This window comes from Halorubrum sp. AS12 (assembly GCF_051122765.1).
Lineage (GTDB): Archaea > Halobacteriota > Halobacteria > Halobacteriales > Haloferacaceae > Halorubrum > Halorubrum trapanicum.
On sequence record NZ_CP185385.1, the window covers coordinates 198,213 to 220,855 of the forward strand.

At 71.0% G+C, this 22,643-nt stretch carries 23 protein-coding genes and 4 pseudogenes; 14 read left to right on the forward strand and 13 right to left on the reverse strand.

Annotated features, from left to right (window positions below; translation table 11 throughout):
* Positions 1-17: 17 nt before the first annotated feature.
* Positions 18-1,913, reverse strand: a complete 1,896-nt coding sequence (locus ACODNG_RS01005; protein WP_434522064.1) for a DUF7289 family protein — start codon at positions 1,911-1,913, stop codon at positions 18-20.
* Between the two features lie 152 nt (positions 1,914-2,065).
* On the opposite strand from ACODNG_RS01005, the gene ACODNG_RS01010 reads away from it, so the two are divergent.
* From ACODNG_RS01010 to ACODNG_RS01020, 3 genes and pseudogenes are all read left to right on the forward strand, one after another.
* On the forward strand, positions 2,066-2,860 hold the full coding sequence (locus ACODNG_RS01010) for an alanyl-tRNA editing protein (RefSeq protein WP_434522065.1): 795 nt from the start codon (positions 2,066-2,068) through the stop codon (positions 2,858-2,860).
* An 82-nt stretch (positions 2,861-2,942) separates the two neighbouring features.
* Positions 2,943-3,264 (forward strand): annotated as a pseudogene (locus ACODNG_RS01015) (transcription factor S).
* A 75-nt stretch (positions 3,265-3,339) separates the two neighbouring features.
* The gene (locus ACODNG_RS01020) at positions 3,340-3,888 is read left to right on the forward strand and encodes a hypothetical protein (RefSeq protein WP_434522066.1); all 549 of its coding nucleotides are present in this window, start codon (positions 3,340-3,342) and stop codon (positions 3,886-3,888) included.
* A 4-nt stretch (positions 3,889-3,892) separates the two neighbouring features.
* On the opposite strand, the gene ACODNG_RS01025 is transcribed toward ACODNG_RS01020, so the two are convergent.
* From ACODNG_RS01025 to ACODNG_RS01040, 4 genes and pseudogenes are all read right to left on the reverse strand, one after another.
* Positions 3,893-4,474 (reverse strand): DUF7332 family protein, encoded by a 582-nt coding sequence (locus ACODNG_RS01025; RefSeq protein WP_434522067.1) that lies wholly within the window; start codon positions 4,472-4,474, stop codon positions 3,893-3,895.
* Between the two features lie 47 nt (positions 4,475-4,521).
* Positions 4,522-4,902, reverse strand: coding sequence for a methylglyoxal synthase (locus ACODNG_RS01030; RefSeq protein WP_434522068.1), 381 nt, complete (start codon positions 4,900-4,902; stop codon positions 4,522-4,524).
* A 58-nt stretch (positions 4,903-4,960) separates the two neighbouring features.
* A complete protein-coding gene (locus tag ACODNG_RS01035) occupies positions 4,961-5,395 on the reverse strand; it encodes an SRPBCC family protein (protein WP_434522069.1) in 435 nt (144 codons plus the stop codon).
* Between the two features lie 55 nt (positions 5,396-5,450).
* Positions 5,451-6,840, reverse strand: a pseudogene (locus ACODNG_RS01040) (hypothetical protein).
* A 219-nt stretch (positions 6,841-7,059) separates the two neighbouring features.
* Between ACODNG_RS01040 and ACODNG_RS01045 the strand changes: the two are divergent.
* From ACODNG_RS01045 to ACODNG_RS01065, 5 genes and pseudogenes are all read left to right on the forward strand, one after another.
* Positions 7,060-7,434 carry a cupin domain-containing protein gene (locus ACODNG_RS01045; RefSeq protein WP_434522070.1) on the forward strand — a complete coding sequence of 125 codons (375 nt, stop codon included), beginning with the start codon at positions 7,060-7,062 and terminating at the stop codon, positions 7,432-7,434.
* Between the two features lie 100 nt (positions 7,435-7,534).
* Positions 7,535-7,783, forward strand: coding sequence for a metal-dependent transcriptional regulator (locus ACODNG_RS01050; protein WP_434522071.1), 249 nt, complete (start codon positions 7,535-7,537; stop codon positions 7,781-7,783).
* Between the two features lie 52 nt (positions 7,784-7,835).
* Positions 7,836-8,015 carry a hypothetical protein gene (locus ACODNG_RS01055; RefSeq protein ID WP_434522072.1) on the forward strand — a complete coding sequence of 60 codons (180 nt, stop codon included), beginning with the start codon at positions 7,836-7,838 and terminating at the stop codon, positions 8,013-8,015.
* A gap of 213 nt (positions 8,016-8,228) precedes the next feature.
* A complete protein-coding gene (locus ACODNG_RS01060) occupies positions 8,229-10,259 on the forward strand; it encodes a hydantoinase/oxoprolinase family protein (protein WP_434522073.1) in 2,031 nt (676 codons plus the stop codon).
* Positions 10,256-11,864, forward strand: a pseudogene (locus ACODNG_RS01065) (hydantoinase B/oxoprolinase family protein). The gene ACODNG_RS01060 and the pseudogene ACODNG_RS01065 overlap by 4 nt, the downstream one beginning before the upstream one ends.
* An 81-nt stretch (positions 11,865-11,945) precedes the next feature.
* Here ACODNG_RS01065 and ACODNG_RS01070 read toward each other — a convergent pair.
* Positions 11,946-13,871 (reverse strand): beta-CASP ribonuclease aCPSF1, encoded by a 1,926-nt coding sequence (locus ACODNG_RS01070; RefSeq protein WP_434522074.1) that lies wholly within the window; start codon positions 13,869-13,871, stop codon positions 11,946-11,948.
* 225 nt (positions 13,872-14,096) lie between these two features.
* Here ACODNG_RS01070 and ACODNG_RS01075 point away from each other — a divergent pair, with 225 nt between their 5' ends.
* A complete protein-coding gene (locus ACODNG_RS01075; RefSeq protein ID WP_434522075.1) occupies positions 14,097-14,612 on the forward strand; it encodes a hypothetical protein in 516 nt (171 codons plus the stop codon).
* Between the two features lie 18 nt (positions 14,613-14,630).
* Here the strand turns inward: ACODNG_RS01075 and ACODNG_RS01080 are convergent, their stop codons facing one another.
* The 7 genes and pseudogenes from ACODNG_RS01080 to ACODNG_RS01110 form a co-directional block, all read right to left on the reverse strand.
* Positions 14,631-15,497, reverse strand: a complete 867-nt coding sequence (locus tag ACODNG_RS01080; protein WP_434522076.1) for an SDR family oxidoreductase — start codon at positions 15,495-15,497, stop codon at positions 14,631-14,633.
* A 73-nt stretch (positions 15,498-15,570) separates the two neighbouring features.
* The gene (locus tag ACODNG_RS01085) at positions 15,571-16,047 is read right to left on the reverse strand and encodes a GNAT family N-acetyltransferase (protein WP_434522077.1); all 477 of its coding nucleotides are present in this window, start codon (positions 16,045-16,047) and stop codon (positions 15,571-15,573) included.
* A gap of 53 nt (positions 16,048-16,100) precedes the next feature.
* Positions 16,101-16,869, reverse strand: a pseudogene (gene psmA, locus ACODNG_RS01090) (archaeal proteasome endopeptidase complex subunit alpha).
* A 4-nt stretch (positions 16,870-16,873) separates the two neighbouring features.
* Entirely contained in the window at positions 16,874-17,353 is a 480-nt protein-coding gene (locus tag ACODNG_RS01095; protein ID WP_434522078.1) for an Rpp14/Pop5 family protein, read from the reverse strand.
* Between the two features lie 7 nt (positions 17,354-17,360).
* Positions 17,361-17,984, reverse strand: coding sequence for a class I SAM-dependent methyltransferase (locus ACODNG_RS01100; RefSeq protein ID WP_434522079.1), 624 nt, complete (start codon positions 17,982-17,984; stop codon positions 17,361-17,363).
* Entirely contained in the window at positions 17,968-18,750 is a 783-nt protein-coding gene (locus ACODNG_RS01105) for an RNase P subunit p30 family protein (protein ID WP_434522080.1), read from the reverse strand. The genes ACODNG_RS01100 and ACODNG_RS01105 overlap by 17 nt, the downstream gene beginning before the upstream one ends.
* Before the next feature lie 63 nt (positions 18,751-18,813).
* The gene (locus ACODNG_RS01110) at positions 18,814-19,650 is read right to left on the reverse strand and encodes a DUF6498-containing protein (RefSeq protein ID WP_434522081.1); all 837 of its coding nucleotides are present in this window, start codon (positions 19,648-19,650) and stop codon (positions 18,814-18,816) included.
* 131 nt (positions 19,651-19,781) lie between these two features.
* Here ACODNG_RS01110 and ACODNG_RS01115 point away from each other — a divergent pair, with 131 nt between their 5' ends.
* The 5 genes from ACODNG_RS01115 to ACODNG_RS01135 all read left to right on the forward strand — a co-directional run bounded on the left by ACODNG_RS01115 (position 19,782) and on the right by ACODNG_RS01135 (position 22,443).
* Positions 19,782-20,066: a DUF357 domain-containing protein gene (locus ACODNG_RS01115; RefSeq protein WP_434522082.1), complete on the forward strand. Its 285-nt coding sequence runs from the start codon at positions 19,782-19,784 to the stop codon at positions 20,064-20,066.
* 69 nt (positions 20,067-20,135) lie between these two features.
* Positions 20,136-21,254: a M20 family metallopeptidase gene (locus ACODNG_RS01120; protein WP_434522083.1), complete on the forward strand. Its 1,119-nt coding sequence runs from the start codon at positions 20,136-20,138 to the stop codon at positions 21,252-21,254.
* Positions 21,255-21,344: 90 nt separating this feature from the next.
* On the forward strand, positions 21,345-21,497 hold the full coding sequence (locus ACODNG_RS01125) for a 50S ribosomal protein L39e (RefSeq protein ID WP_004050128.1): 153 nt from the start codon (positions 21,345-21,347) through the stop codon (positions 21,495-21,497).
* Positions 21,498-21,776 (forward strand): 50S ribosomal protein L31e, encoded by a 279-nt coding sequence (locus ACODNG_RS01130; protein WP_006629921.1) that lies wholly within the window; start codon positions 21,498-21,500, stop codon positions 21,774-21,776.
* 1 nt (position 21,777) lies between these two features.
* Complete coding sequence (locus ACODNG_RS01135; RefSeq protein ID WP_434522084.1) at positions 21,778-22,443, forward strand: translation initiation factor IF-6; 666 nt, start codon at positions 21,778-21,780, stop codon at positions 22,441-22,443.
* Positions 22,444-22,643: the final 200 nt, after the last annotated feature.

Genomic DNA, 22,643 nt, shown 5'->3' on the forward strand with positions numbered 1-22,643 from the left:
GAGCGGAGGGCGCCGGGTCAGTCGTCTTCGATTCGGATCTCCTGGGTGGAGACGTGGAGGTAGTTGATCGTCGGAACGTCCTCGACTTCGCCGAACACCTCGGCGGTTTCGAGCGCCTCGTCGTACCGCATCGTGAACCGAGCGTCGTCGATGTCGTCGAACCCGTCGACGGTGAGCGCCCCGCGGATCGTGATATCACCCTCGGCGTCGTCCACGTTCGCGTTCGGGGCGTACACCACGCCGGTGATGTCGACCGGCGCGTCCTCGCCGTCGAACTCCAAGTCGTCAGCGTTCGAGAACAGCCAGAACGAGCTTGCGGGCTCGTTCGGACCGGTGGAGACGGTCACGCCCTCGCCGCCGTCTTCGCCGCCGATCTGGATGTCTCCGTCCGGGTCGTCGTGAAACAGTCGAAGCTCCGCGCCCTCGGAGACGCTCACCTCCGAGTGGTCTTCGATCGAGAGGTCGTCGCTCGCGTATATCCGGACGTTCCCGTCGCCGACGACGGTGAGCTTTGCGGGGTTGGAGCCGCTCCCGCTCATCGCGAAGTCGTCGTCGACGCGGAGGTCCAAGTCTCCCTCCGTGACATCGAGCACAAGTTCGCCGCCGGATAGGTCGATGTCGTCGAACCGGAACCCGGCGTGGTCGCCGCCCGCCTCGAGGGTGACGGTCCCGCCGTCGACGGAGAGTCCGCCGTCGCCCGAGGTGGTGACCTCGGCGTCTTCGACGCGGTACGTCTCGCTGCCGCCGGAGACGTCGAGTCCGTCTTCCACGGCCGAGCGATCCGTGATCGGCGCGTCGTCACCGAGTTCACTCCAGGATTCGTAGGTCGTCGCCGTGACGTTGCCGTAGCGGGCGTCGTACTTGTCAAACGCGCTCACGAGGTATCCGTCGACCGGCTCCGGATCGTCGATCGTCGCCCGCTGTGTCACGTTACCCGTGACGTTGATCGGGTGGTCCCCGTTCTGGATCCCGTTGGGGTTCGGCTGGATGTCGTATCGCGCCAGGAGGTCGCCCCGGATCGTCACGTACTCGGATTTTCCCCCTCGCGGGGAGTCGATCTCGCCGCCCGCGGCGATCACCGCGTTGTCGCGGCTCTTGAGCGGATCCGTCTCGTTGGCTGAGTCGTAGCTGTCGGCCGTCAGCGACCCGATCGACCGCAGGTCGAACGTGCTACTGCCGAGCGTTCCCATCGAGTACGAGACCCCGGTTCCCACGAGGTCGCTCCGCAATAGGACGGTCACTGAGCCGTTGTTACGGTCGACGATCTGGGTGTCCGTCCGAGTCTCGAAGAACGACGCCCACCCCTCGTGGTAGTCGCCGGTCACCGTCACCCGGATGTCGTCGACGACCGGGTTCCCGGCGACGTGTCCCACCGGTGACCCCTCGCTCGTGAGAGTCACGTCGCCGCCGTCGGCCGTCGCGTTCTCGGCGATCGTCACCAGCGGTACGGTGAGCGTCTCGCCGCGGTAGTGGAACTCCGGCGCGGAGACCATTCGACTCCTGTTCCCGTCGCTTCGCCACACCCCCCCGCCTTGGTAGGCGATGCGCGTTCCGTCTCGCTCGTACACCAGCGCGCCGAGGCTCGCGTTGACGATCTCGTCGCCCGTCTCGTTCTCGGCGATCACCATCCGTCCCGCGTCGTGATCGACGGAGAGGTCGCCACCGCCGCTGCCGAACGAGACGCGCTGCGACGGCGACCCCCCGTGCGCGACGAGGCTCGCCTTGGAGTCCATCTGCGTCATCGCCCCCTCGGCGCGCTGGAGGTCCGCGGTCCGCTGAGAGTCGTCGAGCGCGGCGCCGCCGAGCGCGACCGTGGTGCCGACGACCGCGACCGTCAGCCCCAACAGCAGCACGGTACCGAGCACCTCGCTCTGCGCGCGCTCGGCCGCGGCTCCGCGGTCTCTCCCGCTCATGCCCGGTCGAACGCTCCGGCCGCTGATAAACGTGGACACCCGCCTATCAGTCGCGATAGCCGTGGTGCGGGGACGAACTCCCTCCGACGGCTCGGTTCGACGAGGCGCCGGAGAACAGGGGATATATCTCGGCGGCGCCCCTTCCGGCACCCGTGACCGAGCGACTCTACCTCGCTGACGACGCGGTGACGACGTTCGAGGCGACCGTCGAGCGCGTCCTCTCGGACCCGGACCGGCTCGTCCTCGACCGGACCCACTTCTACCCGACCGGAGGCGGCCAGCCGCACGACACCGGAACGATCCGCCCGGCCGACGGGGACGGCGACGCGCAGTGGCGCGTCGTCGACGTCGAGATGGCGGACACGGTTCACCACGAGGTCGAACGGATCGACGCGACCGGCGGCTCGGACGGCGAATCCGCGCTCCCGGAGCCGGGAACCGACGTGGTCTGCGAGGTCGACGCCGACCGGCGCGCGGCGCACTCGCGGTACCACACCGCACAGCACCTGCTGTCGGCGCTGCTGCTCGCGGAGTACGACGCACGGACGACCGGTAACCAGCTGTACCGCGACCGCGCGCGCCTCGACGCCGCCTACGACCGGTTCACGGACGACGACCTCGACCGGATCGAGGCGCGGCTCAATGAGCTGGTCGCCGACGCGCGGCCGGTGTCGAGCTACACGATGGACCGCGAGACCGCGGAGGCGACGCTCGACACCGACCGGACGCGGATCGACCTGCTCCCCGACTCGATCGAGGAGCTCCGGATCGTCGAGATCGCGGGCGCGGCCGAGGGCGACGAGCCGTACGATCGCACCGCCTGCGCCGGGACCCACGTCGCGAACACCGCGGACATCGGCGAGGTCGTCGTCACGGGCCGGGAGACGAAGGGTCCCGACGAGGAGCGCGTCCGGTTCGCGCTCGTCGAGCACGTCGACGCGGACTGACGGGGGCGTCAGCGCCCCGAGAGCGCCCCCGTCTCTCGCCCGCGATCCCGCCGCTTATATACGATCCGCGGTAGGTTCGGGCATGAAGTTCTGCGACGAGTGCGGATCCATGATGAAATCCGGCGAGGGGGAAGACCACTGGGTGTGCGACTCCTGCGGCTACGAGATCGGCCGTGACGACGGCGACGACGAGTGGACGACCCAGTCGCAGGTCGAGTCCGAAATCGTCGACGTGAGCGACGCCGAGGACAAGGGGCTTCCGACGACGACCGCGCAGTGTCCCGAGTGCGACAACGACAAGGCGTACTGGTACATGGAACAGATCCGGCGCGGCCGACGAGTCCGAGACCCGATTCTTCGTCTGTACCGAGTGCGAACACAAGTGGCGCGAAGACGACCACTGACCGGTTCGTCTCCCGTCCGCACACGATTCTCCCGGCGCCCGCCCGTTTTATTTCCGTTCGGTGAGACGCGGGTCCATGGAGCCGCCCGTCGTCCCCCGCGACCGCCTCGACGGCTGGACGCTCGTCGCGGAGACGACGGAGCAACCCTTCGCCGCGGGACCGGTCTCGGTCACGGCGGGAACGACGCGCTACGAGCGGGAGACCCCGCCGCCGCGGCCGTTCTTCTTCGCGAGCCGGCTCCGCATCTCGCCGGACGCCGGACCGAACCCCGCCCTGACTCGACTCGTCGAGTCGCGGGCCCGAGAGGGGTTCCGCGACCGGCTCGCCGACCGGGACATCGGTGGTCTCGAACGCCGCGACGACCGGTCCCTCGACGTCGACGACCCCGGCGCGTCGCGCGCGACGCTGTCGGTGTTTCACGGACGCTGTACCGTCGAGGGCGAGCGCGTCCCGGTAGAGGCGCTGCTCGCGGTGTGGGAGTCCGGCGAGTACCTGCTCGCGGGCGGCGCCTACCCGACCGCGGAGGGGTTCGAGGCGACCAGACGAGGGATGTTGGCGCTGGTCCGCGGGGTCCGTCCGCCCGACGCGGCCGCCGACGCCGTCGGCTCCGGGCGTCCGGGATAACCGGTCAGCAGGCGACCGCGCCGGCGGTCGAGTCGATCGGCGACCCGTCGTCCTCGTAGTCGGCGTCCCCGACCGCACCGTCGAACATCGGGAGCCGTAGCTCGTAGGTGTACAACACGTCGAAGGCCGCGAACGGGTCGACGCCGTCCGCGAGTGCCTCCCGGGCGGTCAGCCTGACGCCCGCCGCGAGCGTGACGATCGGCTCGCCGTCGAGCCGCCCGGCGGTTTCGAGACCGAACTCGTTGCCCGCGCCGGGGTCGGTCAACACGGAGAGGTGGACCACCGTCTCCATTGCCGCGCCGCTTCCGCCGTCGCCGATCGAGATTGGGTACCCCTCGCCGGTGAAACACTTCGTGATGGGCGCGACTCGGCTCCCGTTCGCGCCGACGCCCGGTCCGGTCGTCGCGGCACCGACGGCTGGGAGATCGACGGCCGCGGGACCGTCTCCGGGATCGACGGCCGACGCGTGGGAAGGGGCTCCCGACGCCGCAGCCTGTCCCGCGACCGCTCCGGCGCCGACGCTCGCGGCGACGAGCAACAGCACGAGCGCGAGGACGCCGACGCGAGTCCGTTGCGGACGGGTCATCGGCCGTCCCTTCGAGCGGCTCGCTTAAATCACCGCGGTCGGCGGTATCAGTCGAGAGAATCGCCGCCGAGGAGTCCCTCGACGAGCAGCTCCGCGGACGCGACGTTCGTCGCCAGCGGGACGTCCTTCACGTCGCAGACGCGCAACAGCGCCGAGATGTCCGGCTCGTGCGCCTGCGCCGTCAGCGGGTCCCGGAGGAAGACGACCCCGTCGATCCGGTCGCTCGCGATCATCGCGCCGATCTGGAGGTCGCCGCCGAGCGGCCCGGACGACTGTCGGTCCACCGCCAGCCCCGTCTCCTCCGTGATGCGTTTTCCCGTCGTTCCGGTTGTCACCAGTTCGCAGTCGTCGAGGACGGCTGCGTGCGTCTCGACGAACGCGACCATCTCGTCTTTCAGCTCGTCGTGTGCGATGAGCGCGATGCGCATACGTGGCAGTCGCCGCGGCGTCGCTTAAGTACTGCCCTCGCCGCGGTCCTCGCCCCGATCACCCGTCGTCGGTCGACGGTCCCGCACATCGGTCTTCGAGCCAGTCGAACTGCGCGGACAGCTCCGTCCGGCGCTGTCGCTCGATGACGGTGGCGTCGAGGAGGTCGCCGACGAGCGCCACGTCGAGCGCGAACTCCGTCGTCGCGGTCACCTCGCTCCCCTCCGCGGTCGGCGTCACGACGTACTCCGTCCGCATCGCCTCGAAGATTCCCTCGCGCTGCTCGTACCCGAGGTCGGCGTCGGGGTCGTCGACGATCTCCAGCGTCAGTTCGATTGAGGCGAGACCCACGTCGTTCGCCACGCGCACCGTCTCGCCGTCGACCGCCACCTCGTCGAATCCGGCCGACCGGACGAACGCTTCGAGGTCGTCCATCGCGTCGCGGACGGTCTCCGGTGGCGCGTCGATCCGTCGTGAGAGGGTGACTTCGTTCATGGCGGTGTGTCTCGTGTCGATTGTCTTCGTTTCCGGTTTGAAGTCGTTCCGTCGTTCACTCGGTCGGTGCGGGCTCGTCGCTCGCGCCGTCGCTGCTCGCGTCGCCCGTGTCGCCCGCGTCCGAGCCGCCGAGCGCCGCGCCCGGGGCGAACCGCCCGAGGGCGACGCACGCCAGCGACCCCGGGGCGTGCCGGCGGAGCACCAGGAGCGCGTTCGCCGCGAAGACGGCGACGCCGAGCGTCACCAGCGAGGCCCCGGCGAGCGCCGTCTCGGGCGCTCCGCCCGCGAGCGTCGCTCCCGACGCACCGGCGGCGAGGTCGGCGCCGACGAGCAGCGCCGTTCCGAGGAACAGGAGCGCCCCGTCGGCGGCCGCGAGCCGGTCGTCGTAGAGGTCGTCGACCATCGGGACCGCCTCGAAGCCGACCCGGTCGCTGTACCGGTGGACCCAGACGATGAAGGGAACGATGTGGTACAGCGTTCCGAGGATGACGAACCCGATCACGCCGAGGAGCAGCAGCGGTGCGCTGCCGGGGCCGCCGAGGACGTGGTCGGGGGCAGTCGGCGACCGGAGCCACGCGGGCACGGCGGTCGCGACCCACGCCGGGAGCGCGAGCGCGACGACCGCGTACCGCGTGTCGGATCGGCGTGCGCTCGACGCGCATCTCGGAGAGCCGGCGGGCGAGAACCGCCGCGAACGCCAGCGCGGCGAGCAGGACCAGCGCCGCACCGCCGCGCGCGAGCGCCGCGGACTCGACCAGCCTCCCCGCCGCGAGCGCGACCACGCCGACGGGGTGGCCGACCTCCTCGACCGCGCGGAGGCGGTGGTCGACCCCGCGAAGCTCCGTCTGCGTGAACATCGTTCCGAGCTGGTACAGCGCGCCGTAGACGGTGGTCAGCACCGCGCCGAAGACGGCGAGGGTGACGTGGGCGCCGCGAACGCCCGTGTGCGAGACACCGAGACCCGCGAGGAACCCGGAGCCGAGGTCCGCGGCGAGCAGGACGCCGAGTCCGGTCAAGACGACGAAGAAGGCGAGCGCGACGGCGAAGTGCCGCTCGGTCACGTCGAACTCCTCGCCCGTCGCGAGCGTTCGCCCGACGTTGTAGACGAACGTCCAGAAGCCGGCGAGCATCAGGGCGCCGAACCCCGCCAGCCACGAGAGCCGGCCCAGCGCGAGCGCGGCCGCGAACCCGGCCAGCCCGCCGCCGACCAGCGCGAGCTGGACGCTCGCGAGCCGCCGGGAGTGAAGCGTCGTCCCCGACCACACCGGGACGAACTGCGTCATCGCGCCCATGATCGTCACGCACACCCACCCGACCAGGAACAGGTGGACGTGGACGAGACCGCCGAGTCCCGGCACTCCATCGACGACCAGCCCGATCCCGACGAGTAAGGCGGCGCCGAGGAGGGTCAGTCCGACGAGGAAATGCCGAAGCGGGACCGTCATCGCCGGTCCCCGCGACGCGTCGATACCGCCCGGAACTGCTCCCATGTCCGGAACACGGAACGCGCCCGCCCTCCGCCTGTTCCCGAAGATGTTCGCGGGATTGTCGGCACGCGGGAGTCGCCGTCGCGGTCCCGCGCCCACGGTCCCCACCGTCCGTCCCCTCCCGACGGGAAGATGTTCGGCACAACGGGCGTGTCGATGCGGCGTGAACCATCGGCCATGACGGCAACCAGCGTCGACGCCGAACGCGAGTACGACGACGGGCGCTTCACCGCCCGCGAGGTCTCCCGCACGGACCGGTCGAAGACGGTCTGCGGCTACTTCGAACCGGACCAGTTCATCCCCGTCCACGCGCCCGACAGCGACGTGACGATTGTCGTCCAGTCCGGCGAGGGAGTCGTCCGCGACGGCGACGAGGACCACGCGGTCTCGCCCGGCTCGGTGGTCACGATCCCAGCGGGCCAAGACCGGGGCGTGCGTGCCGACGGGACCCGGCTGGAGGCGGTCCTCGTCACCGCGCCGCCCCCGACCGACGCGGAACACGAGCCGGTCCGACGGGGACTGAAGACGGGGACGTTCGACCCCGACGGGTGAGATTCGGCACGACCTCGCCGACGGAGATTCGGCGCGACCGTGCGGGCGAAGATGTTCGCCCTCACCGATACCCTGGTCGGCGCCCGCGTTTCCCCCACGAATGGCCGCAACGACCTCACCGGCCCCGCGCTGCCGGTGCCGCCGTCCGCACGCCCGCGTCGACCGCGACCGCGCCAGATACCTCGCCGCGATCGACCGCCTCGCGGCCGCCCCCGACGATCGGGTTCGAACGGGCGCCGTCAGCGACCGCCTCGGGGTCACCCCGGCCAGCGTGACCGAGATGTTCGGGCGCCTCGACAACGCCGGTCTCGTCGATCACGAGAAGCGGGCCGGAGCACGGCTCGACTGAGCGCGGCGAGCGGATCGCCGCGGAACTGGCGTGGCGGCGCTGCGTCGTTCGGATGTTCTTCAGCGCGGAGCTCAACTTCGGACTCCCCGAGGGAACCGGGTTCAATATCGGCTTCGCGCTTCCCCGAGAGGGGGTCGAACGCCTCTCCGCGATCACGGACGCGTCCCCGGGCGACCCCTGTCGGCCGAGCGGCGACGCGGCGGCGGGCTGTCCGTGGGCGAGCGGAGACTGATCGGGGAGCCGCTCGTACTCGCCGGAGTCACTCGCGACGAGGAATCGACCGTCTCGCTCCCCGACGGCACGGCCTTAAGTCCGTCCGGTGACGAAAACGCTCCATGCCACGCGACCGAGACACCGCGTCCCTCGGCGTCCGCACCGCCCGCGACGCCGCGGAGGTGTCGTAGATGGGCGGGGGACGCCGGAGGACCGAACGCCGGGCGAGCGAGTGACGGAGGACCGAACGCCGGACGCGCGAGCGATTGGCGTCGACGTGGGCGGGACGTTCACCGACGTGGCGCTCTCGCTCGACGGCGACCTCGTCACCGCGAAGGTGCCGAGTACCGACGACCAGAGCGAGGGCGTCGCGGCCGGCATCGAGAAGGCCTGCGAGGCGGCCGGTGTCGACCCCGAGAGCGTGACCGAGTTCTCACACGCGATGACCGTCTCCGTCAACGCGCTGCTGGAGGGCGACGGCGCGCGGACCGCCCTCGTGACGACCGAGGGGTTCCGGGACGTACTGGAGATCGGCCGACAGACCCGGCCGTCGCTGTACGACCTCGACGCCGAGAAGCCGGCGCCGCTCGTCCCCAGACGCCGTCGGTTCGAGGTGGCCGAGCGCGCGACCCCCGACGGAGTCGAGCGCGCCGTCGACGACGGGGAGATCGATTCGCTCGTCGCGGAACTCCGCGACACGGACGTCGAGTCCGTCGCGGTCTGTCTCCTCCACGCCTACGCGCACCCCGAGAACGAGCAGCACGTCGCCGAAGCGCTGCGAGAGGCCCTCGACGTTCCGGTGTCGGCCTCCGGCGAGGTGCTCCCGGAGTTCCGCGAGTACGAGCGCACCTCGACAACGGTCGTCGACGCGTACGTGCGCCCGGCGATCGACGGCTACGTCGGTCGCCTCACGGAGCGGGCGCGGGATTCGGGTCTCCCGCAGCCACAGATTATGCAGGCCAACGGCGGCGTCACCGACGCCGACACGGTCAGGCGAAACGCGGTGACGACGGTTCTCTCGGGACCCGCGGCGGGGGTCGTAGGGGCGAGCGCGACGGCGGCGACCGACGCGACCGACGCCGACCGCGACGGCCTGATCACCTTCGACATGGGTGGCACCTCCAGCGACGTGAGCCTCGTCCGCGACGGCGAGGTCGCGCGAACGACGGAGTCGGCCGTCGCCGACCGGCCGATCGGAACGCCGATGGTCGACGTCGAGACCGTGGGCGCCGGCGGCGGGTCGATCGCGTGGGTCGACGCCGGCGGCGCGCTCCGGATCGGGCCGCGCTCGGCCGGCGCCGAGCCGGGTCCCGCCTGTTACGGGAAGGGCGGCACGGAGCCGACCGTCACGGACGCGAACCTCGTGTTGGGGTACGTCGGGGCGGACACCAGCCTCGGCGGCGACCTGTCGCTCGACGCCGCGGCGGCCCGCGACGCGCTCGCGGACCTCGCCGACGAGGCCGGGATGGCCGGTCCGGTCGCGGCCGCGCTCGGCGTCCACCGCGTCGCGAACGTCGACATGACCCGCGCGATCCGCTCCGTCACCGTCGAGCGCGGCCACGACCCGCGCGAGTTCGGTCTCGTCGCGTTCGGCGGCGCGGGACCGATGCACGCGGTCCAGATCGCTGACGGACTCGATATCGGGCGCGTCGTCGTCCCGCACGCGTCGGGCGTCCTGTCGGCGTACGGGCTGCTCGCGGCCGACGAGACCCGGGACGCGGTGCGGACGCGTCAGGGTCCACTCGCCGAGGTCGACGCCGACGCGGTCGACGCGCTCTACGAGGAGTTGGCCGACGACCTGCTGGGCGAGGTCAGCGACCCGGACGCGGCGCGGGTGGAGTACGCCGCGGACCTGCGGTACGCCGGACAGAGCTTCGAACTCGCCGTCGACGTCGAGCGCCCGTTCGACCCCGCTGCGGCCGGCGAGCGGTTCGCGGCAGCCCACGAGTCGGCGTACGGCTACCGGGCGGACGAGCCGGTCGAACTGGTGAACTGTCGCGCGACGGCGACCGTCCCACGCAGCGCGCCGGCGATCGAATCCGTCGGCGGGAGCGACGCCGACCCCCGGGCGACCCGCGAGGCGGTGTTCCCCGACGGAACTCACGAGACCCCCGTCTACGACCGGGAGCGGTTCCCAGCTGACGAGGCTGTCGAGGGTCCCGTCGTGGTCGAGGGCGCGGAGAGCACGGTTGTCGTCCCGCCGGCGTGGCGCGTCCGGCTCCGCGACGACGGCGCGCTGATCGCGGAGGTGAGCGACGCGTGAGCGACGCGGAGACCGACCCGGACATCGATCCCGTCTCGCTGGAGATACTCCGCAACCAGCTCGAGAGCGTCGCGAGCGAGATGGGTCACGTGCTGATCCGCGGCGCATACTCGCCGAACATCAAGGAGCGGCAGGACTGCTCGACGGCGATCTTCGACGCGGACGGTCGGATGGTCGCGCAGGCCGAACACATCCCGGTCCACCTCGGCGCGATGCCCGACGCGGTCGCGGTCGTTCTCGACGAAGACCCGAAGCCGGGCGACGTGTTCGTCGTCAACGACCCGTTCGCCGGGGACGCACCTCCCCGACGTGACGCTGGTCTCGCCGATCGCGCCCGACGACGAGATCGTCGGCTTCGCGGTGTCGCGCGCGCACCACGCCGACGTGGGCGGCAGCGCGCCGGGGAGCATGCCGCCGGGCGCCCGGGAGATATACGAGGAGGGACTCCGGCTCCCGGCGGTCCGGCTCGTCGACGGCGGCGAGCCGAACGAGGCGGTCCGCGACCTCATCCTCGCCAACGTCCGGACGCCGGACGAGCGCGAGGCGGACCTCCGGGCACAGCGCGCCGCGAACGCGCGCGCCGAGGAGCGCGTCGGCGAACTGCTCGACGAACACGGCGACACGCTCCTCGACGCGTTCGACGCCGTCGTCGACTACTCCCGCGAGCGCGTCGAAAGCGAAATCCGGGAGCTCCCCGACGGCACCTACCGCGCGGCCGACGCCCTCGAAGGCGACGGCGTAACGGACGCGGACATCCCGGTCGCGGTGACGGTCACCGTCGACGGCGCGGCGATCGATGTCGACTTCGCCGGCACCGCCGACCAAGTGGACGGCAACCTGAACGCCCCGTTCTCGGTGGCGAAGAGCGCGGTCTACTTCGTCGTCCGCGCGGTCACGGACCCGGAGATCCCGCCGAACCACGGCTGTTACGAGCCGGTGTCTATCTCCGCGCCCGAGGGGTCGCTGCTCGACCCGCGCCCGCCGGCCGCGGTCGTCGGTGGGAACGTCGAGACGAGCCAGCGCGTCACGGACGTGACGCTGGAGGCGCTCGCCGAGGCGGTCCCCGACGCGATCCCCGCCGGCGGCCAGGGGACGATGAACAACTTGATCGTCGGCGACCGCGCGGGCGAGTTCACCTACTACGAGACGATCGCCGGCGGGTTCGGCGGCCGCCCGAGCAAAGACGGGATGGACGGCGTACAGGTCGGAATGACGAACACGCTCAACACCCCGGTCGAGGCGCTGGAAACGGCGTACCCGCTCCGCGTCGACCGCTACGCGCTGCGCCCCGGAAGCGGCGGCGACGGCCGCCACCGCGGCGGTCTCGGTCTCGAACGGACCGTCACCGTCGAGACCGCCGCGACTGTCTCGCTGCTGACCGAGCGCCGGAGAACCGCGCCGCGCGGCCTCGACGGCGGCGAGGACGGCGCGCTCGGTGAGAACCTGATCGACGGCGAGGCGGTCCCGGCCAAGACCTCCGTCGACGTCGCGGCCGGGACGACGGTCTCGATCCGCACGCCGGGCGGCGGCGGGCACGGCGACCCCGCTGAGCGCGACCCGGACGCGCGGGAGCGGGACCGGCGAGACGGGAAGGTAGAGGACTGACGGGACGAGGGGACGACGACCGGCCGAGAAGAGGAGTCAGCGATCAACGGGACGGAGGGCCCGGTCGCGTCACCGGCCCGCTCACTTGAACCGGAACGTCTCCAGGTTCTTCGGCGCGAACGTCCGCATGTCGTAGTCGTGGTACAGCGCCGAGGAGAGGTCCTGAACCGAGCTCTCGTCGCCGTGGACGCAGAGCACCTTCTCCGGGCGCGGGTTCATCGTCTTCACGAAGTTCTCCAGCCCCTGTCGGTCGGCGTGGCCGGAGAAGCCGTCGACGACTTCCGTCCCCATCTGGAGGGTGAGCGTGTCGCCGCGGCTCCCGCCGCCCCAGCCGTCGACCGGGATCTCGTCCCAGCCGTTCTGGATCCGGCGGCCGAGGGTTCCCTGCGCCTGGTAGCCAACGAACACGAGGTTCGAGTCCGGCTCGGGACCGATGTGGCGGAGCCACGACATGATCGGGCTGCCCTCGATCATCCCCGAGGTGGAGACGATGATACACTCGTCGCCGTCGGCCACGTCCTGTCGCTCCTCCTCGCCGCCGTCGATGTGGTTGAACTGGTCGGCGAGGAACGGGTTCTCGTCCTCGTGGAAGATGCGGTCGCGGAGGTCGTCGCGGAGGTACTCGGGGTAGGTGGTGTGGATCGCGGTCGCCTCCCAGATCATCCCGTCGAGGTGGACGGGCATCTCCGGGATCTCTCCCTCGCGCATCGCCTCCTCTAAGACGAGCATGATCTCCTGGGAGCGCCCCACGGCGAACGCGGGGATGACGACCTTCCCGCCCTGCTCGTACGTCTCGTTGATGACCTCTTTGAGCGCCTCCTCGGAGTCCTCTTGGTCGGTCTGGTAGTCGTTGCGGCCGCCGTAGGTGGACTCCAGCACGAGCGTCTCGACGCGCGGGAAGTCGTTGACCGCGCCGTTGAACAGGCGGGTGTCCTCGTAGTGGATGTCGCCCGAGAACGCGACGTTGTAGAGACCGTCGCCGATGTGGAAGTGGGTGACCGCGCTGCCGAGGATGTGGCCCGCGTTGTGGAACGTGAGCTTCACGTCCGGGGCCACGTCGGTCACGTCGCCGTACTCCAACGGGATGGTGTGTTTGATCGCGTCGCGGACCTGCGCGGACTCGTACGGCGGCGTCCGCCCGTCCTTCGCCGCGACGTCGAGGTAGTCGAGCGTGAGGAGTCCCATCAGGTCGCGGGTCGGCTCCGTCGTGTAGATGGGACCGTCGTAGCCGTACTTGTAGAGGAGCGGGACCAGCGCCGAGTGGTCGAGGTGGGCGTGGGTCAACACGACCGCGTCGAGGGTCGCCGCGCCCGCGCCGAGCGCCTCGGGCACCTGGAGGTACGGCACCTCGCCCTCCGCGCCGGGCTTGTCGCCGCAGTCGATGAGGATCCGGGTCTCGGGCGTCGAGAGGATGAACGCCGCGCGGCCGACCTCGCGGCAGCAGCCGAGCGTCGTGATCCGGACCCACTCGTCGTCGGACATCTCCTCGCGGTGGATTTGGCGGCCGACGCGTTCGAGGATGTCGCGCCGCTCCTCGCGCTCGTTTTTCAGGAAGCCCCGGACGTTCGAGACGGTCGAGGACTCGATCGGCGGCGTCCTGACGACCTCCGGGGTCCAGCCGACCTCCTGAGTGATCTCGCGGAGCGTCGAGCCGCGGCGGCCGATCACCATCCCGGGCTTTTCGGCCTCGATGACGACCTCGCCGGTGTCCTCGTGGAAGTCGAGGTCGGTCACGCCGGCCTCCTCCGGGATCACGTCGCGGACCTCGTCCTCGGCCCGCGCCGGCGGCGAGAGGGCGCTCGGATCCGGTCGGACCGTGATCCGCTTGCGGAGCTTCGAGGCGAGCCGTCGGATCAGGTCGCCGTCGCCGGCGAACTCCTTCGGGTCGCGCGTGTACACGACCAGCTCCGGTCCCTCGTATTTGACATCGGTGACCGTGATGTCGTTCGGTATTTCCTGCTCGATCTCTGATTTCAACGTATCGAGTTGCTTATCGACTTGACTCATATCTCACTGCGGGTCGTCGAGGCCGCCGTCGTCGAATCGCGGCGCGCGTCGCGCGGCGACTCGCCGCCGATCGGTCGACCGTGACGGGGTAGGCATAGTGGAAGTACTGTCCGTAGTGGTTCCGTACGCGGGAACAGCCAGCGAAAACCCGCTTGGTTCACGCTACTGCCCCGCCGTTATAAAAGCCTTCGCAAATGGCAAGCCGCAGGCGGCCGAACTCCGCCCATGCGCGTCACGCCGCAGACGGTCCGCGACGAACGCGACTGGGTCCGCGACCGCGCCGACGTGGTAGTCCCGATACTCAACGACACCCGCGACCGACTCGGCCGGATCTTCGAGACGGAGGTGGACGCGGTCGCGCCCGACGCGTACCGCCGCGAGGTCGACGCCGTCTTCGCCGACGGCGAGGTCGCCGTCAACGTCGCTGCCTGCGTCGCGCTCCTGCGCGACCTCGACGTGGCGGGCGACTACCCCGGGTTCGTCGTCGACGAGGCCCTCGGCCGCGAGCTGGCGGCGACGATCGCCGGTGGTCGGCCCCTCTCGCTGCTCGCGCAGGCGACATTCCACGTCGCCGACCTCTACGTCGACCGGGACGCCGCGGCCGAGGCGGACGAACGCGGCGCCGGCACCGCCGGCGCGGACGACCTCGACGCCGCGCTCGCAGCGGGGTTCCAGACGCGGCTGCCCGGATGGGACTGGCGAGAGGGAGAGAGTCCGTTCGCGGTCGACCCCGACGCGTGATCGGTCGTCCGCGCCGCCCTACGACGTGAAATTCTTGACGAGCCCGTACGCCTTGTCGAGCAGCGCGTCGGGGAGGAACCGCGCGAGGACGCCGACGCGGGCGACCGTGCCGGGCTGGACCCGCGCGGGGGGCTGGGTCGCGCTCGCGGCGTCGTAGATCGCGTTCGCGACCAGTTCCGGCTCGACCGCGCCGGGACCGTCGCCGCCGATCAGCTGCGCGTCCTCGAACATCGCGTAGAACTCCTCGTACGCCTCGGTCCGCTCGATCCCCTCGCGCTCCTCGGGGTCGGCCTCCGCTTCCGCGCGCTTCGAGAAGTTCGTCTTCACGGGACCGGGTTCGACGACGACGATGTCGATCCCGAGGTCCGCGACCTCGTTCCGGAGCGCGTCCGACATCGCCTCCAGGGCGAACTTCGAACCGCTGTACACGCCGCCGCCGGGCATCGACACGCGCCCCGCGACCGACGAGACGTTGACGATGGTCCCGTCGCGCTCGCGGCGCATCGCTGGGAGGACCGCCCGGATCAGCCGGTGCGGGCCGTACACGTTCACGTCGAACTGGTCGTGGACGCGGTCCGTCGTGACGTCCTCGACCGGGCCGAACTGGCCGTAGCCGGCGTTGTCGATCAGCGTGTCGATCGCGCCCTCCTCGTCGAGGATTCGGTCGACGACGCGGTCGACGTCGTCCTGGTCGGTGACGTCGAGCGTGGCGAGCTCACAGCCCGTCTCGCCGAGCGTTTCGACGTCCGCGGGGTTCCGCGCGGTGGCGTACACGGTCCATCCCTCGTCGAGGAAGGCGTGCGCCGCGGCGCGGCCGATGCCCGAGGAACAGCCGGTGATGAGTGCCGTCTTGTCGACGCGTTTCCGGTCAGTCTCCGACGGCATAACTCTCCCGACCCGGTCGCGCCCGACCCGCTGCGTCCCGGCCGAGGCTGCGGCTCCGCGGTACGGACCACCCCTACAGCTCCTCAGTCCGGATCCCCAACGCCTTCGACGCGGGCGCGGTCCGCTCGAACCCCCACCGCTCGTAGAAGCCGTCGACATCGGCGAGGAGGTCCACGTACGCGCCCTCGGGCGCGTTCTCGCGCAGCCACGCGACGAGCGCGTCCACCATCGCCGTCCCGATCCCCCGACCCTGATGTGGCGGCGCGACGGCCGTGTCCGAGAGGTGGAAGATGGAGCCGCCGTCGCCGACGATCCGCGCCATCCCGACCGCCGGCCCGGTCTCCGTCTCGACGACGTGAACGCCGTACGTCGTGTTCGGTAGCCCGCGCTCGACGGCCTCCCGCGACCGATCGGTCATGCCGGCGTCCCGCCGGAGCCGGCGGAACGCCGCGACGGACGGCGTCGTCTCTCGGAGCTCGTAGCCCGCCGGGAGCGCGGTCTCGCCGAGTCGCCGCTCGGGGGCGTCGGACTCGGCCGCGTCGTCGCTCATGCGCGGTCGTTCGCGGCCGCAAAAGTAGTCGCTTCGATCGCGGGCGAGTCGACTTACTCCTCGTCGCTATCGCCGTCGGTCTCGTCCTCGTCGGTGGCGAGCAGGTCGCGCTCGTCGAGGATCTCCTCGATCTCGTCGGTCGGGCGCTCGACGTACTCGGGGTCGTCGACGGTGATCGTCGCGACGCCGACGCCGTCGGGGACAGCTCGCCGTCGTTCGACTGCGCGAGGGTGTCGAGCGCCAGCCCGACCGCCTCGTCCGTCGAAATACCTTCCTCGTACTCCGCTTCGAGGTAGTCGCGGAGGTCGCTGCGGTCCGAGCCGATAGAGAGCGCCTGCCACTCGTAGGGCGTGCCGGAGGGGTCCGTCTCGAACAGGCGCGGCTCGCCGTTCTCGATACCGCCGACGATCAGCGCGACGCCGAACGGGCGCGCGCCGCCGACCTGCGTGTACTGCTGGATGTGGTCGGTGATGTTCTTCGTCAGCGTCTCGATGCCGACCGGCTCGCCGTAGCGGAGCTGGTTCACCTGCGCCTGTCGGCGCGCGAAGTCGATGAGCTGACGCGCGTCGGCGACGTGGCCCGCGCTCGCGACGCCGACGTGGTCGTCGGCCTTGTGGAGCTTCTCGATGCTCTCCGGCTCCATGAGGGGGATCGGGCGCGCTTGTCGGCCGCGAGGACGACCCCGTCCTCGGCGCGGATCCCGACACTCGCCGTCCCTCGTTTCACCGCCTCCCGGGCGTACTCGACCTGGTAGAGTCGGCCGTCCGGAGAGAAGATTGTGATGCCGCGGTCGTACGCCTGTTGTTGGGATTGGCCCTGCATGATATCACTCGGTGTCGAACGTCGTCGCGCCGACGCGACCCGACTCGGCCCGCACGTCGCACGCGTCTCCGCGCACGACCGCGGGCCGCTCGGCGCCCTCGAACGCGACGTCTCGCTGTGTCGAACTGGGGGTCGCGCGACCCATATACCTTTCCTCACAGGCACGCACCGTCCCCGAAATCCCCCTGACGAGGATTCCGACCGGCTCGCCGTCGACCTCGCTCACGCAGGCAATCGCGGCGCGCGCGTCGTCGACGTGGCCGTGTCTGACGCGGACGACGGCCTCGCCGGTCCCGTCCGCGTGCGAGAACGACAGCAGCGTGAGGTCGGCGTCGGCGCTGCCGGCGTCGCCGAGGAGGTTGCCGGCGCTGTACCACAGCGCGCGCTGGAACGCCCGCCGCCCGACCTCGGCGTCCGACCACGACTCGACCCCGACCGCGATGTACCGCCACCGCGGCCGGAGGTGTTTCGGGAGGTGTTTCACGGGGAGATCACGCCGGCAGCTCGCGGACCCGCTCCGCGACGATCACCGCCACCTGGTCGTGGACGCGCTCGACGGCGGTCACCGCGAACCCCTCCTCGGTGAACGCCTCGACGAGCGTGCCGACCGTCGCGGGGTCGTCGACCTCGGGGCTGTAGAACGGCGCGTCGGGGTCCGGCTCCTCGAAGAAGGCCACGTCGCCGAGGACGACCCGCCGCGCGCCCGTCTCGGACATGTCGCGGATCGCCTCGCGCTTCTCGTCGTCCGCGAGGTGGTGGAGCGCGAAGTTCGAGGTGACGACGTCGACCCGCTGGTCCGGCTCTAATCCGGGGTCGCGGAACTCCCCGTATGCGAACTCGACGTTGTCGAGGCCACGGTCGGCGGCCTTCCGGCGGCCCTCCTCCATCATCCCCTCGCTGATATCGCGAGCGAGCACGCGCTCGGCGTCCTCGGCGACCGCGAGCGCGATGGCGCCGGTCCCGGCCCCCAGATCGAGGACGATATCGTCCGCTTCCGGCGCCGCGTGGTCGATCACGAGGCCCGCGCAGGCGTGGTACTCGTCGCTCTTCGAGTCGTCGTACTCGGTCGCCTTCTCGGAGAACCGCTCGGCGTGTTCCTCAACCGTCTTCTTCATACCTGCCACGTCGGACCCCCGGCTCTATGAAGCCCTCGGAGCGACGCTCCCGGTTCCGCTCGACGAGGTCGCCCCACGCCCGAAGCCCCTCGCGGACGGCCTCGGCGTCGAACCCGATCGCCTCGCCCACCGCGACCAGCTCGCGGGGCGCGCGCAGCTGGAGGTGCGAGCGGGCGTTCGCGCTCACGACGTACGGCGCGTCGTAGTGGTCGACTATCTCGCGGAGCTTCCGGAGGTCCGAGAGCGCTCGGACGCGTTTCCCGCCGGTCGCGCGCAGCGCCGGGCCGAAGTCGAACTCGACGCGGACGCCGTTGTCGCGCGCCGCCTTCGCGAGGACGTGGTTGAAGTCGCCGCCGTCCACCATCGGGCGGACCAGCACGTCGACGCGGGACTGCTCGACCGCGAACCGGTTCAGCGCGTCGTCCCCGCCGACGACGCAGACCACGGTCCGGTCTGAGCGGTAGTTCCCGACCGCGCCGGAGGCGCTCGTGGGGTCGTCGGCGTCTATCTCGACGGCGTCGACGGCGTCGATCCCGAACTCCTCGCGGAGGGCGTCTGGATCGCGCACGGGGCTCTCCTCGCCACCCGCCGCGACCGATCCCGCTCCGCCGTCACCGTCCGCTCCGACCGATAGGTCCCCGCCGGTCGGCTCCAGCGCGTCGCGCGTTCGCACGACGATCCCGTCGTAACCGTGGCGAGCCGCGGTGGCGGCGTGGCGCGCGACGGTCGCCTCCCCGTCGGGGTGGGCGTGAACGGCCTCGTACATGGCCCGTCGTTTCGCGGCCGGGCGTATCGGCGTTGCGCTTTCCGGGCCGCTCGTTCCTCGGCGTTACCCGTCCCCGGAGGACTCCTCGTCCTTCTTCCACTCTCGGCGCGGATCCTCGCCGGTGAACCACGTCGCGATCCCCTCCGGGTCGTCCTCGCGGAAGGCCCGCCGTCGGCTCCACTCGACGACCGTCTTCGCGAGCGTGACGGGTATGAGAAACGGGAGGAGGACCGCTCCCGGCCCGAGCGCCCCCGCGACCGCGTCGAGCGTCCCGGATCCGAAGACAGCTTCGACCGAGATCAGCGCCACCGCGACCGCGGGGACGGCCAGCATCCCGATAGTGAGGTAGAAGGAGACGACGCGCTGGGCCGCCTCGACGACCATGTACGGCGACTGATTCTCGTAGGCCCGCTCCGCGAAGAACTCCCGGCGCACCTCCGCGACCTGCGCGAAGCAGACCCCGACGGCCGCGAGTCCGACGGTCGGGGTGGCGTACGAGAGGACATCGCCGCCGACCCACGCGAGCGGGAACGCGAGGAAGAGAAAAATGCCGAGCGAACGGACGACGACCCCGACGTTCCGGCGGTAGATCGGCGGGAGCCACGAGACGAGATGAATCGGATCCGGCTCCGTCCCCCACCGCTCCTCGTCGAGTTCGGTGTTCTCGGAGTAGCCGACGATGTAGAACGAGCGGTCCTCCAGGTCGATCGGCCGCTCCGCGAACAGGGCGGCGACGCTGTGCGCGAGGACCAGCACGACGACCTCGATCCAGTACACCGCGAGCAGTTCGCCGACGCGCCAGCCGAACGCGACGACGCCGACGAGCGGGAGGAGGTTGGTCGCGGCCACGAGCGCGAGGGCCGACCGACTCCCGGCGGGAGGGCGAGCGCGGGGCATCATCCACCGGATTCCAGATGTCGGCGAGAATAAAAGTTCCCGATTCCGTCGGGGGCGACACGGAGCCGCCCCGCCCTGTACGCGACATCTCGTCCGACCCGACCGCTTTTGTCCGCCCGCCGGAACACTCGCGTATGCCCGCCGATCTGGAGGAGAAGACGGACCGGTACGAGCGGATGCTCGCGGACGCGCTGGCGGCCGCGGAGCCGCGACCGCCGGCCGACACGCCGCTCGGCGAGGCGGCCGCCGACGTGACCGAGATGGCCGAGTCGTACCTCGACGACGGGCGGCACTTCCGCGCCGACGGCGACCCCGTGAACGCGCTCGCCGCCTACTCGTACGGCTACGGCTGGCTCGACGCCGGGGTCAGGCTCGGGCTGTTCGCGGTGCCCGACGACACCGAGCTGTTCACGACCTGAGACGGGACTGCGGCCCGTCCGCTTCGCGGCGAGGGATGCGCTTATGCGACGACGGCCGCCACGGGAGGCATGGACGAACTCGCGGAGCTGACCGAGCGGCTCGTCTCGATCCCCTCCCACGAGGACGAGACGGCCGCCGGCGACGCGATAGAGGAGTGGCTGCGCGCGGAGACGGACGCGACCGTCGAGCGCGACGACGCCGGCAACGTGTTCGCGTTCGCGGGCGCGACCGACGACCCGGACGCCGAGTCGCTCGCCCTGATCGGCCACCACGACGTGGTCCCGCCCGCACCGCAACAGACGGCGGGCGAGGGACTCGACGGCGAGTACGTCGTGGAGCGCCGCGACGGCCGGATCTACGGCCGCGGCACCGCCGACATGAAGGGGTCGGTCGCGGCCGCGATGCTCGCGTTTCGGGACGCGGCGCCGCCGCCGGACCGAGAACTGATCTTCGCCTCGTTCGTCGGCGAGGAGGTGGGCGGCGAAGGGGCGCGCCACGCGATCGACGCCGGGTTCGCGCCGGACCGGGCGGTCGTCGCCGAGGGGTCGACGAACTACTCGAAGTCGGGCGTCACGGACGTGGTCGTCGCGCACCGCGGGCGCCGCGGATCGCGGCTCGTTGCGCGCGGCGAGGCCGCCCACGCCTCGGAGCCGGAGGCGGGCGAGAACGCGATCTACCGCGCCTGCGACGCTATCGACGGGGTCCGCGACCTCGACACACCGCGGGCGACGGTCCTCGGCAACGACGTGTCTGGGTCGCTCGCGGTCACGATCGTCGACGGCGGCGACACGTGGAACGTGATCCCGGAGCGCTGCGAGGCGACGGTCGACGAGCGGACGGTCCCGGGCGGCTACGCCGACTTGGAGGGCGTCGCCGACGCGGTGCCGGGCGTCGAGCTCGTCGTCGATCAGGACCTCCCGCCGATGGCCTGCGGCGACGCCGCGTTCGCCGACGCCGCGCTCGACGTCGCCCGCACGGTCCACGACGAGCGCGGCCTCGACGCGCCCGAACACGTCACCAAGCCGCACGCGACCGACGCGGGGTGGCTGTCGGGGGCCGGCACGGAGTGTCTGGTCTGTGGCGCCTCCGAGCCGGGGGAGGCGCACACCGACACCGAGAGCGCGAGCCTGGACGTCCTCGACCGCTGCTATCGGATCTACGCCGGGGTCGCCGAGCGGGAACTGTAGGGCGGCGGCGCTCAAACCGGCTCGTTCTCGGTTCGGGAGCGACCCCGTATGGAAGGGGTTTTATGCGCCCCGCGGAAAGTGTGCGCCACTATGGGAGACAAGTCGAAGGCTCAAAAGAAGCGTCTGGCGAAGGCGGAGCGCCAGAACACCCGCGTCCCCGCGTGGGTCATGATGAAGACGGACATGAACGTGACGCGAAACCCCAAGCGGCGCAACTGGCGCCGGAACGACCTGGACGAGTAAATGTCGACGAACGACTTCGAGGAGCGCGTCGTCACCGTCCCGCTCCGCGACGCCAAAGACAAGCCCGTCCAGCAGCGCGCCGACTACGCCATGAAGATCACGCGCCAGCACCTCGCCAAGCACTTCTCCGTCGACGAGGACGACGTGATCATCGACGGCTCCGTCAACGAGGCCGTCTGGACGAACGGGCGGCAGAACCCGCCCAGCACGGTGCGGGTCCGCGCGGCTCGGTTCGTCGAGGACGGCGAGCCGGTCGTCGAGGCCGAGCACGCCGAGTAACGTGTTACGGGCGACCTTCACCGGCTCGTCGTACGTGGGCGTGTTCGCCCGCGCCGTCGACGATATCCTCCTGATCCGGCCGGACGTCGACGAGGCGCTCGCCGAGGACCTCGGCGCGGAACTCGGCACCGAGCCGCTGCCCACGACCGTCGGGCGGTCCAACACGGTCGGGGCCCTCGCGACGGGCAACGAGAGCGGCGTCCTCGTCTCTGCGCGCGCGAGCGAACGCGAGAAAGAGCGGATCGCGGACGTCGCCGGCGTCCCGGTGCGCGAACTCCCGGGCGAGATCAACGCCGCCGGCAACGTCGTCCTCGCGAACGACTACGGCGCGTACGTCCATCCGGACCTCTCGCGCGAGGCGGTCCAGACGATCAAAGACGCCCTCGACGTCCCCGTGACTCGCGGCGACCTCGGCGGCGTTCGGACCGTCGGCACCGCGGCGGTCGCCAACAACACGGGCGTGCTCTGTCACCCCCAATCGACCGAGTCGGAGCTTCAGGCCGTCGAGGAGGCGCTCGATGTCCGCGCCGACCTCGGCACCGTCAACTACGGTGCGCCGCTCGTCGGCTCCGGTCTCGTCGCCACCGACGAGGGGTACGTCGTCGGCGAGGACACGACCGGTCCCGAGCTGGGCCGGATCGAGGAGACGCTCGGCTTCATCGACTGAGCTTCCGACCTCTCTCGGAGCAATACATCCGGTGCCGACACAGCTTACCTCCCAGTGGCGAGCGGCAGCCGTAACAGTCGTGCCTCGGAGAAACCGCAACGATGTCGGTGAGGCTGACCGCCCCAAGCGTCGCACTCCGTGCGACAGCGGGCCAGCGTGGCTCAGACAGCCACCCGATATCGAATGACTTCAAACCTACG

What these genes read in the sequence shown, in the direction of transcription:
- ACODNG_RS01110 (WP_434522081.1), bottom strand. Translation starts at nt 19,650, where the DNA reads ATGATGCCCCGCGCTCGCCCTCCCGCCGGGAGTCGGTCGGCCCTCGCG.
- ACODNG_RS01020 (WP_434522066.1), top strand. Translation starts at nt 3,340, where the DNA reads ATGGAGCCGCCCGTCGTCCCCCGCGACCGCCTCGACGGCTGGACGCTC.
- ACODNG_RS01130 (WP_006629921.1), top strand. Translation starts at nt 21,498, where the DNA reads ATGTCGACGAACGACTTCGAGGAGCGCGTCGTCACCGTCCCGCTCCGC.
- ACODNG_RS01100 (WP_434522079.1), bottom strand. Translation starts at nt 17,984, where the DNA reads ATGAAGAAGACGGTTGAGGAACACGCCGAGCGGTTCTCCGAGAAGGCG.
- ACODNG_RS01030 (WP_434522068.1), bottom strand. Translation starts at nt 4,902, where the DNA reads ATGCGCATCGCGCTCATCGCACACGACGAGCTGAAAGACGAGATGGTC.
- ACODNG_RS01070 (WP_434522074.1), bottom strand. Translation starts at nt 13,871, where the DNA reads ATGAGTCAAGTCGATAAGCAACTCGATACGTTGAAATCAGAGATCGAG.
- ACODNG_RS01035 (WP_434522069.1), bottom strand. Translation starts at nt 5,395, where the DNA reads ATGAACGAAGTCACCCTCTCACGACGGATCGACGCGCCACCGGAGACC.
- ACODNG_RS01125 (WP_004050128.1), top strand. Translation starts at nt 21,345, where the DNA reads ATGGGAGACAAGTCGAAGGCTCAAAAGAAGCGTCTGGCGAAGGCGGAG.
- ACODNG_RS01055 (WP_434522072.1), top strand. Translation starts at nt 7,836, where the DNA reads ATGTTCTTCAGCGCGGAGCTCAACTTCGGACTCCCCGAGGGAACCGGG.
- ACODNG_RS01005 (WP_434522064.1), bottom strand. Translation starts at nt 1,913, where the DNA reads ATGAGCGGGAGAGACCGCGGAGCCGCGGCCGAGCGCGCGCAGAGCGAG.
- ACODNG_RS01050 (WP_434522071.1), top strand. Translation starts at nt 7,535, where the DNA reads ATGGCCGCAACGACCTCACCGGCCCCGCGCTGCCGGTGCCGCCGTCCG.
- ACODNG_RS01120 (WP_434522083.1), top strand. Translation starts at nt 20,136, where the DNA reads ATGGACGAACTCGCGGAGCTGACCGAGCGGCTCGTCTCGATCCCCTCC.
- ACODNG_RS01025 (WP_434522067.1), bottom strand. Translation starts at nt 4,474, where the DNA reads ATGACCCGTCCGCAACGGACTCGCGTCGGCGTCCTCGCGCTCGTGCTG.
- ACODNG_RS01075 (WP_434522075.1), top strand. Translation starts at nt 14,097, where the DNA reads ATGCGCGTCACGCCGCAGACGGTCCGCGACGAACGCGACTGGGTCCGC.
- ACODNG_RS01045 (WP_434522070.1), top strand. Translation starts at nt 7,060, where the DNA reads ATGACGGCAACCAGCGTCGACGCCGAACGCGAGTACGACGACGGGCGC.
- ACODNG_RS01085 (WP_434522077.1), bottom strand. Translation starts at nt 16,047, where the DNA reads ATGAGCGACGACGCGGCCGAGTCCGACGCCCCCGAGCGGCGACTCGGC.
- ACODNG_RS01080 (WP_434522076.1), bottom strand. Translation starts at nt 15,497, where the DNA reads ATGCCGTCGGAGACTGACCGGAAACGCGTCGACAAGACGGCACTCATC.
- ACODNG_RS01105 (WP_434522080.1), bottom strand. Translation starts at nt 18,750, where the DNA reads ATGTACGAGGCCGTTCACGCCCACCCCGACGGGGAGGCGACCGTCGCG.
- ACODNG_RS01115 (WP_434522082.1), top strand. Translation starts at nt 19,782, where the DNA reads ATGCCCGCCGATCTGGAGGAGAAGACGGACCGGTACGAGCGGATGCTC.